16 protein-coding genes are annotated in these 16,931 nt (G+C 63.7%); 13 read left to right on the plus strand and 3 right to left on the minus strand.

Features of this window, described 5'->3' with window-relative positions:
• Positions 1–7: 7 nt before the first annotated feature.
• The 9 genes from MWU77_RS13745 (at position 8) to MWU77_RS13785 (ending at position 9,528) form a co-directional block, all read left to right on the plus strand.
• Entirely contained in the window at positions 8–1,012 is a 1,005-nt protein-coding gene (locus tag MWU77_RS13745) for a ferredoxin--NADP reductase (RefSeq protein WP_240959791.1), read from the plus strand.
• Positions 1,013–1,129: 117 nt separating this feature from the next.
• Positions 1,130–2,074 carry a TIGR03619 family F420-dependent LLM class oxidoreductase gene (locus MWU77_RS13750; protein ID WP_247273968.1) on the plus strand — a complete coding sequence of 315 codons (945 nt, stop codon included), beginning with the start codon at positions 1,130–1,132 and terminating at the stop codon, positions 2,072–2,074.
• 41 nt (positions 2,075–2,115) lie between these two features.
• Positions 2,116–3,141 (plus strand): alcohol dehydrogenase catalytic domain-containing protein, encoded by a 1,026-nt coding sequence (locus tag MWU77_RS13755; RefSeq protein WP_247273969.1) that lies wholly within the window; start codon positions 2,116–2,118, stop codon positions 3,139–3,141.
• A 275-nt stretch (positions 3,142–3,416) separates the two neighbouring features.
• A complete protein-coding gene (locus tag MWU77_RS13760; RefSeq protein ID WP_247273970.1) occupies positions 3,417–4,307 on the plus strand; it encodes a cyclase family protein in 891 nt (296 codons plus the stop codon).
• A gap of 44 nt (positions 4,308–4,351) precedes the next feature.
• Positions 4,352–4,813: a VOC family protein gene (locus MWU77_RS13765; protein WP_169689595.1), complete on the plus strand. Its 462-nt coding sequence runs from the start codon at positions 4,352–4,354 to the stop codon at positions 4,811–4,813.
• A gap of 67 nt (positions 4,814–4,880) precedes the next feature.
• The gene (locus tag MWU77_RS13770) at positions 4,881–6,722 is read left to right on the plus strand and encodes an NAD(P)/FAD-dependent oxidoreductase (RefSeq protein WP_247273971.1); all 1,842 of its coding nucleotides are present in this window, start codon (positions 4,881–4,883) and stop codon (positions 6,720–6,722) included.
• Between the two features lie 44 nt (positions 6,723–6,766).
• Positions 6,767–7,561 carry a hypothetical protein gene (locus tag MWU77_RS13775; protein ID WP_169689597.1) on the plus strand — a complete coding sequence of 265 codons (795 nt, stop codon included), beginning with the start codon at positions 6,767–6,769 and terminating at the stop codon, positions 7,559–7,561.
• Between the two features lie 129 nt (positions 7,562–7,690).
• Positions 7,691–8,623, plus strand: coding sequence for an NAD(P)-dependent oxidoreductase (locus MWU77_RS13780; RefSeq protein WP_169689598.1), 933 nt, complete (start codon positions 7,691–7,693; stop codon positions 8,621–8,623).
• A 32-nt stretch (positions 8,624–8,655) separates the two neighbouring features.
• Positions 8,656–9,528, plus strand: coding sequence for an alpha/beta hydrolase fold domain-containing protein (locus MWU77_RS13785; protein ID WP_247273972.1), 873 nt, complete (start codon positions 8,656–8,658; stop codon positions 9,526–9,528).
• Positions 9,529–9,548: 20 nt separating this feature from the next.
• On the opposite strand, the gene MWU77_RS13790 is transcribed toward MWU77_RS13785, so the two are convergent.
• On the minus strand, positions 9,549–10,163 hold the full coding sequence (locus MWU77_RS13790; protein ID WP_247273973.1) for a TetR/AcrR family transcriptional regulator: 615 nt from the start codon (positions 10,161–10,163) through the stop codon (positions 9,549–9,551).
• Positions 10,164–10,269: 106 nt separating this feature from the next.
• Here MWU77_RS13790 and MWU77_RS13795 point away from each other — a divergent pair, with 106 nt between their 5' ends.
• A complete protein-coding gene (locus MWU77_RS13795; RefSeq protein ID WP_247273974.1) occupies positions 10,270–11,085 on the plus strand; it encodes a TauD/TfdA family dioxygenase in 816 nt (271 codons plus the stop codon).
• 57 nt (positions 11,086–11,142) lie between these two features.
• On the plus strand, positions 11,143–11,742 hold the full coding sequence (locus MWU77_RS13800) for a carboxymuconolactone decarboxylase family protein (RefSeq protein WP_247273975.1): 600 nt from the start codon (positions 11,143–11,145) through the stop codon (positions 11,740–11,742).
• A gap of 8 nt (positions 11,743–11,750) precedes the next feature.
• Here MWU77_RS13800 and MWU77_RS13805 read toward each other — a convergent pair whose 3' ends face one another.
• Both MWU77_RS13805 and MWU77_RS13810 read right to left on the minus strand, forming a co-directional pair.
• Positions 11,751–12,398, minus strand: coding sequence for a response regulator transcription factor (locus MWU77_RS13805; RefSeq protein WP_247273976.1), 648 nt, complete (start codon positions 12,396–12,398; stop codon positions 11,751–11,753).
• A complete protein-coding gene (locus tag MWU77_RS13810) occupies positions 12,380–13,609 on the minus strand; it encodes a sensor histidine kinase (protein WP_247273977.1) in 1,230 nt (409 codons plus the stop codon). Before MWU77_RS13810 ends, MWU77_RS13805 begins: the two co-directional genes overlap by 19 nt.
• A 110-nt stretch (positions 13,610–13,719) precedes the next feature.
• On the opposite strand from MWU77_RS13810, the gene MWU77_RS13815 reads away from it, so the two are divergent.
• Positions 13,720–14,472 (plus strand): ABC transporter ATP-binding protein, encoded by a 753-nt coding sequence (locus MWU77_RS13815; RefSeq protein WP_169689605.1) that lies wholly within the window; start codon positions 13,720–13,722, stop codon positions 14,470–14,472.
• The gene (locus tag MWU77_RS13820) at positions 14,472–16,904 is read left to right on the plus strand and encodes an ABC transporter permease (RefSeq protein ID WP_247273978.1); all 2,433 of its coding nucleotides are present in this window, start codon (positions 14,472–14,474) and stop codon (positions 16,902–16,904) included. The genes MWU77_RS13815 and MWU77_RS13820 overlap by 1 nt, the downstream gene beginning before the upstream one ends.
• Positions 16,905–16,931 lie beyond the last annotated feature (27 nt).

Below are 16,931 nucleotides of genomic sequence, written 5' to 3' on the forward strand. Positions count from 1 at the left end.
CGAGGTGATGGCAGTGATCGAAGAAACGGATGACGCCCGGTCGATCGTCTTGCGGCCGAGCGAAACCGATCGGTCGAGATTCGTGTACTTGCCTGGCCAGTTCCTGACCGTAAGGATTCCGAGCGGTGGGACCGGTCATATCGCTCGGTCGTACTCGCTGTCGAGTACACCGCTGCTCGACGAGGACCTCAAGATCACCGTCAAGCGGGTTGCGTCCGGATACGGATCGAACTGGTTGTGCGATCACATCGAGGCAGGGGTGGGGATGACGGTGCTGCCGCCTGCGGGTCGGTTCACCCCGTCGGGCTACGAGCGTGATCTGCTACTTTTTGCCGCAGGTAGCGGGATCACGCCGATCATCTCGATTCTGAAAGATGCACTGGTGCACGGTGGCCGGAATGCCATACTCTTCTATGCGAACCGCGATGCGAATTCGGTGATCTTTGCCGGTGAGCTCGATGATTTGCAGACCGAGTACGGTGCCCGGCTCACAGTGGTCCATTGGTTCGACAGTGTGGTGGGTATGCCGACCGTCGATCGGCTTACCGCACTCGTGGCCGAGAACACGGGGTGTGAGATTTTCGTATGCGGCCCGGGCCCGTTCATGGACGCAGTGAGCGCAGCGGTCGAATCGGCCGGCGTGCCACGTGAACGGTTCTACCGTGAGGTGTTCTCCTCGATCACGGGCGATCCGTTCGCAGCGGTCGCTGATCCGGTGGACACGCTGGGGCCGACTGCACCCGCGGTCGACACGACAGTCCATCTCGATGGCAGTACTCACCGCTTCGGCTGGTCGGCCGACGTCACTTTGGTAGATGCATTGCTGGCAAGGAACATCGAGGTTCCGTACTCGTGTAAGTCGGGCGAATGCGGGTCGTGTGTCTGCCGCGTGACGCAGGGGTCGGTCACCGCCGACGGTGGGGATGTCCTCGAGCCCGAAGACGTCGTGGCGGGGTACGTGCTGGGGTGCCAGTCCAGACCGGAGCAAGGACCGATCGAGATCGAGTTCTGACCGCAGTATTCGGTGGGCGACGTGTCATGCGCCCGCCCACCGCGCGGACACGGCGCGTTCGCGGTGGGGATGACCCGCTGGATGTGTCGCAGACAATGAGAAACCGGAGCCATGGGCATGAAGTTCACCTTGGAGTATCCGAGTGACGTCCCTGACGCGCATCTGAGCCTGTTCACAGGAGCGGCACTCGCACAGGTCAGCCGTAGCGCGGAGATCAGCGGGTTCGAAGCCGTGTGCCTCGCCGACCACCCTGCGCCGTCTGCGAAGTGGTTTCGCAACGGTGGCCACGACACCTTCGAGCCTGTCGTTGCGCTTGCGTTCGCCGCTGCCGCGACAACGTCGTTGAAGCTCATGACGAACCTGCTCGTCCTGCCCTTCCGTAACCCGTACTTGGCGACGAAGGAACTGACCACTCTCGACACGCTTTCTGGAGGGCGGCTCATCGCGGGAGTCGGTGCCGGCTATCTACGGTCGGAGTTCGCTGCTCTGGGTGTCGATTTCTCCAGGCGGTCCGAGTTGTTCGACGAGGCGATCGGCGCGATATGCAGCATCTGGAGTGATCCGTCGAATCCGATAGTCGGCGCCGATTTCGCAGCTACCGGCGAGATGCGATTGCAGCGCCCGGTTCAGAGTCCCCATCCTCCGCTGTGGATCGGCGGCAACAGTGCGGCGGCACGACGTCGTGTGACCCGATTCGGCAGTGGATGGTGTCCGGTCATCGCCGACCGTGGAACGTCCGATGCGATCAGGACTCCGGCGATCGACAGCATCGAGGCGTTCCGAGCTGCAGTCGATGCACTCGGCGACCAGCTCGAGCGAGCAGGAAGAAGCTTGTCGGAGATCGATATTCAGGTAGAGGCTCCCGCCGTCGACCTCAGCGACGCCGCGTCGGTGGCACTGTGGCATCACGACGTCGGCAGGTTACGGGAGGCGGGAGCCACATCATTGTGTGTGCATGCGGATGCGAGATCGTTGGCAGCCGCCGATGAGTTCGTCGACGGATACGGTCAACTCATAGCCCGCACGGTCGAGTCCGACGTTCCGAATGGTTCCTGGCGATGAAGGAGAAGTGAAGAATGCGCGCATTCCGGATAATGGCGCCGTTGACTGCACCGACGTGGGATGACGTTCCCGAGCCGACGCCGGGCCCAGGGGAAGCGGTGCTTCGTGTGTCCGCGGTCGGACTGTGTCGTTCCGACCTCGACATGCAGGAAATGACTGCGGCCTCAGTTGAACCGGCAGGGTGGGTGTTCCCGTTCACTCTCGGTCACGAGATCGCCGGAGAGGTTGCTGTACTGGGTGAGGGCGTCGATCATCTGCGCGTGGGCGAGCCCGTCGTGGTGCTGCCCGCGAGCAGTTGCGGAAAGTGTTGGTATTGCCTGCGCGGCGCTCCCAACAACTGCAGCAATGCAGGTTCCGGACGCGGATTCGGCGATGACGGCGGACTCGCCGACCTCGTGCTGGTGAAGAATGCGCGCGACATCGTACCGCTCGGCGGGCTCGACCCGATCCACGCTGCTCCACTCGCCGATGCAGGCTCCACCGCGTATCACGGAGTCGACCGCATCCGGGGATCGCTGACGCCTGAGTCGACCGTAGTCGTGTTCGGCGCAGGCGGATTGGGATCTTTCGCCATCCAGTTTCTTCGTGCGGTAAGTCCTGCCTTCGTGGTCTCCGTCGATATGTCGCCGGAAAAGTTGGTCATGGCACGGGAGTTGGGTGCGCACGAGGCGTTCGAAGGCGTGAACGACTCGACACTCGACCGGATCCGCGAGCTGACGGAAGGCCGAGGGGCCGATGCGCTCTTGGATTTCGTCGGGATCGATCAAACGATCGCCACGGGCATCGCCGCTGTGCGGCCCGGAGGCAAGTACGGCCTGGTTGGCGCGGGCGGAGGGCGTCTTGCGACTCCCGGTGAGTGGTTCCACCTGTTGCCTCGCGACGGGGAGGTCTTCACCTATCAGGGATCGACGGTGAGCGACCTCGAATCGGTGATGGCGTTGGCTCGGCGTGGACTGATCCAGAGTCCGGTCGAGGTGTTCTCGCCCTCTGACATCGAGAAGGCGTACAGCAAGCTTCGGGACGGCTCGCTGCGCGGCCGTGCCGTGATCGACTTCGCCGGTCACTGAACAGGATGCTCTATCGATGGAGGGCGAGAGGGCGCCGTCGAAGGGTGTGTTCGCCACCTGTGATAGCGGCCCTCGTCTGTGTTGGCGCGGTGACCGGAGAATCTTGTTGACGAACTAGTAGCCACTGGCTACAGTGATGCCTGTCACGGAGATGCCATTCACGTAACCCTGCTCATGCTGGCGGTCCGCTCTGTGGGATGCGTGTGAATTCATCATCTCCGCCAGGGCATGATCACTGGGTCAAATCGACATGATCGACGGATGAAGGAGCCAATGTGGTTGTACGCAAGTCGAACTGGGGTCGATGGGGTGCGTCGGACGAGCGGGGTGCGCTCAATCTCCTGACGCAAGAGAGTGTGCTGGCGGCTCTGCAGATCCCCCGAACCGGTAAGCGGTACAGCCTCGGCATCCCCATTCAGCGTTCGGGTGTGCCCAACATGGACTATCGCGGCACGCCCCAGAGGTTGACGATGATCAACCATGACGACGAGGTGATGGCGCGCGCGAACGGCGGTGCCCCCGGCGTCGGCGCTCACGAGGATCAGCTGATCATGCCGTCGCACACGTCGACCCATATGGACGCGCTGTGCCACGTGTATTCGGAAAACAAGATCTACAACGGCCATCCGCATGACGGTGTGAGCCCGTATGCCGGCGCCGACAAGTGCGGAATCGAAAAGGTCGACCCCATCGTGGGCCGCGGTGTGCTCATCGACGTTGCGGCATCGAAAGGTCTCGACGTCCTTCCTGCCGGACATGTGATCACCCGGGAGGAGCTGACACAGGCTCTTGACGAGCAGGGTGTCACCTTGGCCCCCGGTGACCTCGTGCTGATCCGCACCGGATGGCTCGAGCACTTCATGCGGTCGCAGGGAGAACTACTGCCCCAGCCGGGTATCGGCATCGAGGCTGCCACGTACCTCGCCGAGTGCGACGTCGCACTGGTCGGGTCGGACAACTCGGCGGTCGAGGCTATTCCGTTCGATCAGGATGTGTACCTGGGCGGGCACATCGTGTTACTCGTCGACAACGGAATCCACCTTGTCGAGAACTTGAATCTCGAAGAACTGGCGGCCGACAAGTGCCACGAGTTCCTCCTCACCATCGGTGCGCTCTCCATCACCGGCGGCACCGCAAGTCCCGTCACTCCGGTCGCTGTCGGCTGATCGCGACCACTCACTCATTCACTTCACTCGAGGGAATTCACCGCATGACGCAGAATTCAGCTGCCAGTACCTATCGCTCTTCTCATGTCGGCCTTTGTGTGTCGGATCTGGCCCGCGCCCTTCGCTTCTATCGGGATGGTCTCGGTTTCACCGAGCTGGCTCACTACGAGCTCGACGAGCAAATCCCCGAGGTGGATGCACCGTGCAGCCTCACCGCGACAATTATCGAGAAAGACGGACTGCGGTTCGAGCTGCTGGCATACAGCAAACCCGGCGTGATCGGTAAGCCCCACCACCGCCGCAACAATCTCGGACTCACCCATCTGTCGTTCTTCGCCGACGATATCGATGCCGCTGCGGAGGCGATGCAGGAGTTCGGCGGCACGATCGTGCCCGATACCCGCGTGGGGCTGGACGATCCGCAGGGCGCGCAGTACGTCTTCGTGGCCGATCCCGATGGCAACCGGGTCGAGTTCATGTACATCCCCGCAGGCACCGCCTGGTGAGTTCGGTTCGGGTCGAACCAGACCTGGCTTGACAACCACGCGCTAAGACTCCCCTAGGACTCATCCCATGAATGACCGACATATCGGTATTGCCGATCCTCATTCCTTCGTTCCGTCCCGAAAAGTCGATCGCCTGGAGCTTTTCCGCGAGAAGTATGCGGCCGAGCGCGACAAGCGGCTGACGAAGGAAGGTGCCGGCCAGTTCCAGGCTATCGACTTCACCGGAAAATTCTCGGAGTTCGACACGGATCCGCACGTCGACGGCCCGCGTGAGGCGGGTCCGATGTCACTCGATCTGGATGTGCTCGTGGTCGGTGCCGGGTTCATGGGAATGACCGCGGGCATCGAGCTCGGGAAGAGAGGGATTTCGAACTACAAGATCCTCGACGTCGCAGGCGATTTCGGTGGAACCTGGTATTGGAACCGATACCCGGGTGTGCGATGCGACGTCGAATCGTACATCTACCTGCCGTACCTCGAGGAGACGGGCTACGTTCCCACCGAGCGATACGTCCGCGGCAGTGAGATCTTCGCGTACTGTCAGTCTTTGGCTCAGAAATACGGCCTGTACGACCACGCCGTCTTTCAGACACGGGTCACCGAGATGGAGTGGGACGAGGACAGCGCTCGGTGGACTGTCCGAACCGACGGCGGCGACGAGTTCCGGGCGCGCTTCGTTGCCACTCAGAGCGGTCTGTTCATGCGTCCGCATCTTCCTGGAATCCCCGGAATCGACACCTTCAAGGGGCACAGCTTCCACACGAGCCGCTGGGACTACGAATTCACCGGCGGTGACGACAGCGGAAACCTCGACGGGCTGCGCGGCAAGAAGGTCGCGATCATCGGTACCGGGGCTACCGGATTGCAGGTGATTCCGCAGATCGCCGAGTACGCAGACGAAACTGTGGTCTACCAGCGCACGCCCACGCAGGTGATGCCGCGGCAGAACGCCGCGACGGACGTCGAATGGTTCACGTCACTGAAGCCCGGTTGGCACCGGGAGCGCCGCGAGGCGTTCGACAAGTGTGTGCAGGACCGTGCCACCCTCAGCGAGGTCGATGACGGCTGGGTCAAGTTTGCGAAGTATCAGATGGACGCGGTCTCCGAGGTCGGCGGCGAGAGTGCCGATCTCCAAGCGATGATGGACGCGCTGGAGCGTTCGGACTACGAGTGGAACGAGATGCTCCGCGATCGCGTCGATGCCGTCGTCGAGGACGAATCGAAGGCTGCGAAGCTCAAGACTTACTACCGCACCATGTGCAAGCGGCCGGGGTTCAGCGACGAGTACCTGCCCGCGTTCAACAAGGACTCGGTCGACATCGTCGACACGACGAGCACGCCGATCGAGCGGATCACCGAAAACGGGATCGTGGCCGATGGTCAGGAACGCGAGTTCGATCTGATCATCTACGCGACAGGCTTCCAGGGTGGACGCACGTGGACGGAGAAGGCGGGCTACGACGTGCTGGGGCGGGAAGGCAACCGGCTGTCGAAGAAGTTCGCGGACGGCATCAGCACTCTGCACGGCTTCCTGTCGAAGGACTTTCCGAACCTGTTCTTGCTCGGCTTCACTCAGACGGCGACCATCACGAACATCGCCCACCTGATCGACGAGCAGGCGACCCACATGATGTACCTGATCGACCAGTGCATTTCGTCGGGTGCCCGAACGATCGAGCCGACGGCCGAAGCCGAGCAGGCCTGGGGCAAGGTCATGAGTGATCAGACTGCGACCCGTACCGACTGGCTGCTCACTTGCACCCCCGGCCTCTACAACAACGAGGGAAAGATCGCCGACACTCGGAATCCGTTGGTGTCGGGCGTATACGTGCCGGGCTATCAGTATTTCGAGCTGCTCGAGAACTGGCGGAAGGACGGCAAGCTCGAAGGCGTCGTTCTTTCGCACTGAGACCGTGCTCTCGGGAAGCATTCATACCAACAAGGAGACAGATAATGGCGGAGGCACCGGTCAAGGTAGGCCAGATGCTCTTCACGATGGTCGACCCCACGCGCGGCCACGAAGTCGCGTACAACCGCTGGTACGAGCGGGATCACATCTATGCGGGCTGCATGATCGGTCCGGGCTGGTTCGCGGGCCGGCGCTGGGTCGCAACGCGGGACTTGAAGGCACTGCGGTTCCCGGAGACCGGTCCGGTCGCCGAGCCGATCGATGCGGGTTCATACCTCGCGACGTACTGGGTGCACGAGCCCGAGATGGAAGAGGCCGAGGCGTGGGCGCGCACCCAGGTGGGTGAACTGTATGCGGCCGGTCGCGGTTTCGCCGAGCGGGAGCACGTCCACACCGGCCAGTATCTGCCGGACACGGTCGTCTCGGCGCAGGAAGACGGCGTCCCCCTCGAACTGGCGCTCGATCACAACTACCGTGGCCTCGTCGCAATCATGATCGAACCCGCCGATGCGGTCGAGCGCGACGACGCGATCGCCACGCTCGATGCGGGGCCGGTGCGTGATCTGCTGGCCAGGGGAGGGGTCGACCTGGTGAGCAGCTGGCGGATGAAGCCGTGGCCTGCTGACCACAATGTGCCGATGAAAATGGGCAATGACGGTGGCACCCTGGATCGCATCATGCAGCTGTGCTTCCTCGAGGGTGACCCGACCGAAAGCTGGCAGCAGATCGTCGACTACGCGACCGATGTCGAGAAGTCCGGCGCCGGGAAGGTGACATTCGCGTCGCCGTTCATCCCGACCGAGGTCGGAACCGACAAGTACACCGATCAACTCTGGTGATCATCGCGGATGCGCGGGCGCAATTGCGCCCGCGCATCCGTTCATGCACTCGCGCTCACCATCGGGCGCGGTACATCCGAGACGCGACGAGCCGGTGCTTGTCGCCGACATCTGTGAGGTCAGTCAAGAATGCTGAGCGGTGAGAAGATCCTGGTGACAGGAGCAGCCGGGCAGATCGCCTTCCCCGTTGCGCGTGAACTGGGCGCGAACAACGAGGTTTGGGGTCTGGCTCGCTTCAGCAAGCCCGAGGACAGGCAGCGGCTCGTCGACGCAGGGATCACCCCGGTGAAGGGCGACGTGGGCAGCGGCGAGTTCTCCGATCTGCCGACCGATTTCACGTATGTCGTTCATCTGGCGGCGAATCAGTCTCCGGGATGGGACTATGACAGTGCTCTGCGTGACAACGCCGAAGGCACCGGGCTCCTGCTTCAGCACTGCCGATCGGCCAAGGGCGTCCTCGTGATGTCGACCCATTCGGTCTACCGCCCGCAGGAAGACCCGATGTACGTGTTCACCGAGGAGTCGCCGCTCGGGGAGTGCAACAGCACCCACAGCCCCACCTACTCGGTGTCGAAGATCGGCCAAGAAGCGACCGCACGATTCGCTGCACGCGCTTTCGACGTGCCGGTGACGATCGCGCGCATGAATGCGTCCTTCGGCCCGAACGGCGGTCTGCCCGCCCTCCACATCGATGCGATCGCCGCCGGACACACGGTCACAACGCGTTGGGATCCGTGCATGTACAGCCCGATCTTCGAGGACGACATCAACAGTCAGGTCAGCAGTCTGCTCGAAGCAGCGACGGTCCCCGCGACGATCGTCAACTGGGCCGGCGACGAGGCAGTCAGCGCGCAGGAATGGACGAAATATGCGGGCGAGCTGATGGGGATCGACGCGACTGTCGATGTGGACCCGATCGAGGGGACGTTGCGGGGTTCGATCGCAGATACGACTCGGCGCATGTCCATCACGGGCCCGTGCACGGTGAACTGGCGCGAAGGTATCCGGCGTACAGTCGCAGCTCGCCATCCGGACAAGCTCGTCGATATCGCATATTCGTGAGTACCGCATCGTAAAGCCCTTTGGGAGAGCATATGTCGATAACACTGCACGATTCGCTGCCCGCCGAACGGGTCGGTGTATCGGCGAGCCCGGAGCTCTTGGAACGTCGTGCGAAGTTCGCTGCGACCCAGATCGACCCCGAACTGGCCGTCACAGTGGGTGATACGGAACTCGGGGGCATTCCGTGCCGGACCATCCGTGCCGCAGGCGGAGCCACAGTTCTCTACCTGCATGGGGGCGGCTACCGAATGGGCAGTCCGGAGGCGTACAACGCCTATGCCGCAGCGTTGGCGGCGGGTGCCGAGGCGACAGTCGTCGTACCCCGCTATCGGCTTGCGCCGGAACACCCGTTCCCGGCCGGACTGCGTGATGCCCTCGCGGTGTACGAAGATCTCGTGTCCGCGACGGGCGGCCCGATCGTGGTCGCCGGAGACTCGGCAGGCGCGGGTCTCGCGGCCGCGCTCGTCGTTGCCGTCGGCGCCGGCGGTGTTCGTACCCCTGATGGACTGATGTTGCTTTCGCCGTGGCTCGACCTGCGGTGCTCGTCACCGTTCTACGACACCGCGCCAGACGTCCTGTTCCCGTTGGCGAGTGCAGTGTCGGCTCGGGACGACTACCTGCAGGGTGCCCCGGAGGACGACCCGTTGGTCTCGCCGTTGCTGGCCGACCACACGGGCTTCCCTCCCACTTTGATCCAGGTCGGAGGAAACGAAGCGCTGGTCGACGATGCACTCGGTCTCGCTCGGGGGCTCGCGACCGCGAACATCACCTGCACGTTGGAAGTGGTTGCGGATCAGGGGCACACGTGGCCGCTGGTGCACCCCGGTGACGATGTGTCCAACGCTTCCATCGAGTCATGTGCCCGGTTCATTCGGTCGATCGACTCCGTCAAACCCATCGAATAAGACAGTCGAAGATGCTTGCGTCACCCCTCTGATCTCGCTGGTCGTGCTTCTGATTGCGACGGTGCCAAACCGTTCAGAAGCGCATCGACCACATCGATGATCAGTTCGTCGTCCAGTGGGTCGAGCGTCTTGTTGTTGCTCATGACGTAGATTCCCTGCAGCGTCGCGAAGAAGACGGTGCCGATGGTCCGAGCCTCTCCGACGAGTTCGCCCCTGGACAGGCCGATGTCCACGAGCGCGGCCACCGGAGCGAAGCTCGCAGCGCGCGCATGCCTCAATTCCGAAGTGACCTCTCCCTGCCGATAGTGTGACATGAGCTCCACCAGTGCGGGATTCTCGGTCGAGAACCGGACGAAGGTCACTGCCACGTCGTGCAGCGTGGTTACGAAGCTGCGGCCCTCGATCGCGGCCGCAGCGCCCAGTGTGGCACCCAGCCGGCGGAACCCCTCGATGGCGAGCGCCTCCAGAAGCGCGGCTTTGTCGGCGAAATGGCGACTCGGGGCGCTGTGGCTGACCCCGACCGCGCGGGCGAGTTCGCGCAAGGACAGTCCGGATTCCCCGGATGTCTGCAGTAGCTCCTCGGCTTTCGTCAGGAGTGCGGCGCGAAGATCTCCGTGATGGTAGCCCTTGGTCATGTGGGGGAACTCTAGCAAACACCGCCACAATGTAGACATTGACAACATTGGTGCCACGCATCTAAGGTTCCGATGGACGAAGAAGGGTGCGTTCATGATCACAAACATGATTTCTCCATCCATCGGTGTTGAGATTCAAGGGATCTCGGAGAACGGATTCACCGATCCGAGTATTGCGTCGACCACCTCGGAACTACTGGCCCGCCACGGTGTCGTCGTTTTTCCTCGGGCGCATATTTCCGATGCAGACCTGGTTGCCTTCAGCCGAATGCTCGGCGATGTGGTGGTCGCTCCCGTCGGCGGGCACCCGGAGTTCCCTGAGATCTCCCCGGTCTCCCTCGACCCCAGTAGGAGTGAGCTGGCGCGGGCCCGCCGCAGCACAATCTTCTGGCACGTCGACGGAGTCACCGACGACATCCCGCAGAAGGCCACGCTGCTGACCGCGCGCGCAGTCTCCGAAGGGGAGGGCGATACCGAATTCGCGAATACCTACGCGGCCTACGATGCCCTGCCGGAATCACGGAAGGCCGAACTGTCCCAGTACCGAGTGGTTCACAGTATGGCCGCCGCACAATTACTGACGCACCCCGAAGCCACTCGGAAGCAGAAGGATGCGTGGAATCAACTTCCCGCACGAGAACACCCGCTGGTCTGGAAGCACAGGGACGGCCGCCACTCGCTATTGATCGGAGCGACCGCCGGGCAGGTTGTCGGGATGACTCCCGAGGAGGGACGCGCGCTGCTGGACGACGTGCTGGACTGGGCGACGCAACCGCAGTTCGTGCTCCGTCATCGCTGGCAGGTCGGCGACCTCGTAATGTGGGACAACACAGGGCTTCTTCACCGGGCATTGCCGTACGAGCCCACATCACCTCGCCTGATGCATCGCACCACGCTGGTGGGTGAAGAAGCGGTCGCATAGCCGCATCTCTTTCGGGTTTGCGGAATCACGGATAGACGAACAGAAGGACGAAGCGACATGGCACGAATCGAACCGCTGGCTCTGCGCGAATTTCCCAAGGAGATGCGTGGGGCACTCGCTGCGATGACCCCACCGAACCCCCGGCATCCGCAGCCGTCGACGGAGGGGCGCCCCAGAGCGCTCAACACACTGGGCACGTTCGCGCACCATCCGGAACTGGCGAAGGCGTACTTCACTCTCAACGGTCACCTTCTGATGGCGACCACCCTGTCGGAGCGTCAGCGCGAACTTCTCATCCTGCGTGTGTCGGTAGTACGCGACTCGGGATACGAGTGGATTCAGCATGTCTTCATGGCGAGGGATGCCGGTCTCTCCGACGAGGAGATCAGCAGGGTCACGTTCGGCCCGACGGCACCGCTATGGGACGAGCTCGATGGTGCAATGCTGAAATCCGTCGATGAACTGATCGTGGACGGCGAGATCAGCGCATCCACGTGGAAGGTGCTGGCTGCGCATCTCGACGTCCAGCAGATTCTCGACCTGATCTTCACCGTGGGTAGCTACGACATGCTGGCGCGCATGTTCAGGTCGTTCGAGCTCGAAATCGACGACGATATCAAGGATCTGGTCGAGAAGCGTGCGGCTGAGCGACAGTGAGGTGACCTTCACCGTTGTAGGTATTTCAGCACCGCCAGCACGCGCCGATGGCCGTCCATCTCGGGTGGCAGATCGAGCTTGATGAGAATCGACCGCACATGCTTCGCTACCGCCGCGTCGGTGACCACCAGTTTCGCGGCGATCGTCGCGTTCGAATCGCCCTCGGCCATCAGCGCGAGTACTTCCAGCTCTCGGCTGCTCAACCGCGACAGTGGATTTCGGTTCGTGGCAAGCAAAGTGCGAACCACCTCCGGGTCCACCACCGTACCGCCCGCCGCGACACGTTCGACGTCGGACACGAACTGCTCGACCTCCCCGACACGGTCCTTGAGGAGGTAGCCGACGCCACCGGTGTCGAAATCGATGAGTTCGGCAGCGTATGTGGGTTGAATGTATTGGCTGAGAACGAGTACCGGGAGGTCGGGCAATGTGCGACGCAAGGCGATCGCTGCCACGAGACCCTCGTCGGTATGCGTCGGCGGCATCCTGACGTCGGTGATCGCGATGTCCGGACGGTGCGACACGACGGCTTCGCGGAGGGAATCGGCGTCGGTCACAGCAGCGACGACGTCGTGCCCGAACCGGCTCAGGATCCCCACCACGCCCTCCCGAACGAGGAGGGAATCCTCGGCGAACACTACGCGAAGTGCCGGCATGGGATCTCCATTCGTAGTCGGGTTCCGCCACCTGCGGGGCTGTCCAGCATCATCGTGCCGCCGAGTACGGCGAGGCGATGGCCGAGCCCGGCGAGGCCGGTTCCCTGCTCTGGGGCGGCGCCACCGGAGCCGTCGTCGGTGACGTCGAGGAACAGTGTCGACTCGGCCACGCGGCCAGACACACTGACCTGCGACGCTCCGGCGTGACGTGCGACGTTTGCGAGTGCCTCGCACACCGCGAAATAGGCGGTGGACTCGACGTCTGCGGGCATCCGCGGGAGGGGGAGTTGCACGTCCACGGGGATCGGGGAACGTGCTGCCACATCGTCGACGGCGGCCGCGAGGCCACGCTCCGCCAGAATCTGCGGGTGGATTCCGCGGATCAGGTCGCGTAGATCCTGCAACGCCAGTTTCGCCTGTTGCTGGGCGTCACCGACCCGGTCGGCCGCTGCGGAACCTGCGGGCAGATCGAGTTTTGCCATCCCGAGCGACATCGACAGCGCGATGAGGCGTTGCTGTGCACCGTCGTGCAGATCGCGTTCGATGCGTCGGCGTTCTGCGTCGAATGCTGCAGCGAGAGCACTGCGCGAGAGTGTCACTTCGTTGAGCATACGGTCGAGTTCGGCGTCGCGGGGTGAGAGCACTGCGCGGACGATCTCGGCGCGCCCGGCCGCCCACGCCGCGATGATGTACATCGCGATCGGAAGGAATACGAGCGACGCAACCACGAAGATCACCCGATAGTGCGTCGGCACACCGGGTTCCGTCAGCGATATCTCGACACCGAAGAACACCGTCCCGAGGCAGAGGAGCAGGACCAGCGCGTCGATCCAGCACAGGATCGACGCATTGACGACGGCATAGCCCAGCTCCCGCCACGTGACGCGCTCGCGCAGCCGCACTCGGAGCCACGCGCGCAGGCCCCGCTCCGTCACTCGGACGTGTGGATCGAAGGTCGGCTCCTCGTCCACCAAACGGAGCCGAGTGCGTTCCCACCGGGCGATCGAAATTCCCATGAGAAGGGATGCCGCGAGCAGGACGAGACCCACGATGTAGATCGACAACACTATCGCCATCGCAACCACCGCGGCGGTCAACGCGCCCAGCGCGGCACCTGTCGCGAGGTAGGCGACGGCGCGCCACGGCCACCACGACAGCAGGAACCGTCTCGGCGATCGTGGCACCGCGGTGCGAAGCGTAGAAGGTTCCACGTCCAAGCACGTTATCGCTTTCTGCAGGGCGCCACAGTAGTGCTGGCGCTACTGGTAAGAGTCACTTCTGCGCGACAGACACGGCCACCGGAAACCGGTTGGCTCGACCTATGACGACAACGATTCAGAACACGACGCGAGGACATGTCGCACTGCGCGGCGTATCGCGTAACTATCGGCTCGGCGACCAAGTGGTGTCGGCCCTCGACGACGTCTCGGTTCAGTTCACCCCGGGTAGCTTCACCGCGATCATGGGACCGTCCGGTTCGGGCAAGTCCACACTCATGCACTGCGCCGCCGGCCTCGACCGACCCGACACCGGATCGGTCCTGATCGGTGACGTCGACACGACACAGCTGGGAGAGAAGGAGCTGACGAAGTTCCGGCGCCGGCACATCGGGTTCGTATTCCAGGCCTTCAACCTCGTCCCGTCGCTCACCGCCGCGCAGAATGTGGCACTGCCGCTGAGGTTGGACGGAAAGCGCCCGGATGACGCGGAAGTGGCTGCGGCGCTGGCTCTCGTCGGACTGAGCGACCGCGCCGTGCACCTCCCGTCGGAACTGTCGGGCGGCCAGCAGCAACGTGTCGCCATTGCGCGTGCCCTGATCTCGAATCCTTCGGTGCTGTTCGCCGACGAGCCGACGGGAGCTCTCGACATCACGTCGTCTCGCACTGTGTTGCAACAACTTCGACGACTGGTCGACAATCATCGTCAGACGGTCGTGACAGTGACGCACGACCCGGTGGTGGCAGCATCCGCCGATCGGGTGTTGTTCCTCGCCGACGGCAGGGTCGTCGATGAGTTCAGTTCGAGAACGCCCGCCCAGCGGATCGCAGCGCGCATGACCGAATGGGAGGCGTGATGTTCTCGCTCGCAGTGTCTTCGGCGCGATATCAGTGGCGAAATCTGCTGGGCAGTGCGGTCGCGCTCGCCTGCGGTATCGGGCTGCTCTCCGCTACCTTGCTGGTCATCGTCTCTGCGCAGCCGCATCCGCCGACCCAGTACGCCGACGCGGACATCGTCGTCGCCTCCGAGGTGCTGGGCGAGACCTACAACTCCACACCGGTACGCAGGCCGTGGGACGAGTCGGCGGAGGGCAGTATGGTCGCCCGGCTCGGGCGGGTCGACGGCGTTGTTTCGGTGATTCCGAGTTCAGTGTTTCCCGCGCAGCTCGTCGAGGGTGATCGGGTACTCACCCCGACCGATCGGGATGACCTACTGGGGCACAATATTTCGTCCTCGGCTCTGGGTGGCAATCGGCTCATTGCCGGATCGCCCCCGGTCGGGGCCGGTCAGATCGTCGCGCCGGAATCCAGCGGGCTCGGGGTCGGGGATTCGACCGCACTCGTCACCGTTGCGGGCCGGACGGACGTCATTGTGGCGGGTCTGGCGCAGGGCCGTTCCGTCTACGTCGACGACGCGACCGCTCGGACCCTGTCGGGGGGTGCCACCACGATCGGAGTGATTCTCGACGAGGGAGTCGACACCGACTCGGTGCGCGCAGAATTCGCGGCGATCGTCGGAGCTTCCGGTGACGTTCTCACCGGCGATGATCTGGTCGCGATCGAATCGTCGGCGGATCGCGGCGCTCGCAATATCGGGTCGCAGCTGCTCGGCGCAATGGGACTGCTCGCTGCGACGATCACCGTATTCATCGTGGCAACCACCTTTGCGTTCACCGTGACTCAGCGTCGACGAGAACTCGGATTGCTGAGGGCTGTCGGTGCCACGCCAGGGCAGGTACGACGGATGCTCCTGGCGGAAGCCGTCGTCATCGGTGCGGTGTCGAGTGTCGTCGGGTCGGTGTTGGGGTGTGCGTTGGCGCCGATGCTCGGCGGGTGGATGCGTGACGCCGGGATGCTGCCGGCAGGCTGGGAGCTGTCGATGACGGTGATACCGGTACTGGCATCGACAGCGACCGGCCTGGGCGTCGCCGTGACGGGCGTATGGTTCGCGTCGCGCCGGGCCACGCGGGTGCAGCCGATGGAATCGTTGCGGGAGGCGCAGGCCGAGCGGTCGCCGATGACGAGGGTGCGGTGGATCGCCGGTGGAGCGGGTGTTGTCGGGGCGTTCGGGTTCGCTGCACTCGGCGCGACGAGTAGCAGTGGCGGGTCGACGGCATCCTTCGCGGTTGCGGCAGTGATGTCGGCAATCATCGGTGCCACGGCCCTCGGGCCGGTCTATCTTTCGAGGTTGATCCGGGTGTTCGTGTGGGGCTCGAGTCCGACTGCGGAATTGGTGCGCGCCGAGTCGTCGCACGGTGTGCGGCGCGTGTCATCGGTGTTGTCGCCGATCCTCGTTCTCGCCGGATTCGCGGTGATGCTCACCGGCCTGATCGACACGATGGACAAGGCATTCGGTGAAACGGCATCAGCGGCGGTTCCCTCGGAGTTGGTCGTGTCGCCGGGCGAGGGCAGCCCGGCGCTTCCGCTCGATGTCGTCGATACCGTGCAGTCGTATGGAGGATCTGTCATCGCGCCGGTCGCGACCATGCTTGTGTATGGCGACAGGGCGATGGACGTGTGGGGGATCGACACGGTGGCTCTCTCGTCGATGGGGTTGACCACCGACGAAGGCTCGGTCGACGATCTCGCACCCGGCACCGTCGTCCTGGATGTGGACGCGGCGTCTCGACTGGGTGCGGGAGTCGGAGCGACGGTTCGGACGGTGTTCCCCGACGGCGAAGAGGAACCGCTCGAGGTGGTGGCCGTGGTTTCGGGAGGCCCGGCGTTCTCGTACGTCGATACGGAGACGGCGCTGGCACACGATCCGGTCGCGATGACACCGTTGCTGTACGTCGACGGCGTCGAACAGGCAGCTCTGACGGACGCCTTGGCCGGTACGGGTGTGCGGGTGGAGACGCCGGCGCAGTACGAGAGCGCGGGCAACGCCGAGGATGCGCGGCTCCTGCGGTTGTTCGAGCTCGCGCTCGTGGGGCTGTCCCTCGGCTTCGCTGCACTGGCCGTCGCGAACACGATGCTCATGGCCACCTCCGACCGGCGTCCCGCCTTCACGCTGTTGCAGCGGATCGGTGCGACGCGTCGTCAGATCCTCGGCGTCGTGGCGGTAGAGGCGGCGGTGGTGGCCGTGATCGGCGCGGTGCTCGGTGCGGCCCTCGCGTGGCCTGCGCTGGCCGGTGTCGCGGCGGGGTTGGCCGATGACCTCGGTACTCCCGTGTCACTGGAAGTGCGATGGAGTGCCGTGGTCGGGGTCGGGGCGGTATCGCTGGTGATCGGGCTGGTCTCCGCGGTCGTTCCGGCGATGCGAGCGATGCGGCCGGCCTTGACGAGATAGGAGAATTATAATCTCCTTTACACGGAA

It is taken from the genome of Rhodococcus sp. F64268 (assembly GCF_023015605.1).
Lineage (GTDB): Bacteria > Actinomycetota > Actinomycetes > Mycobacteriales > Mycobacteriaceae > Rhodococcus.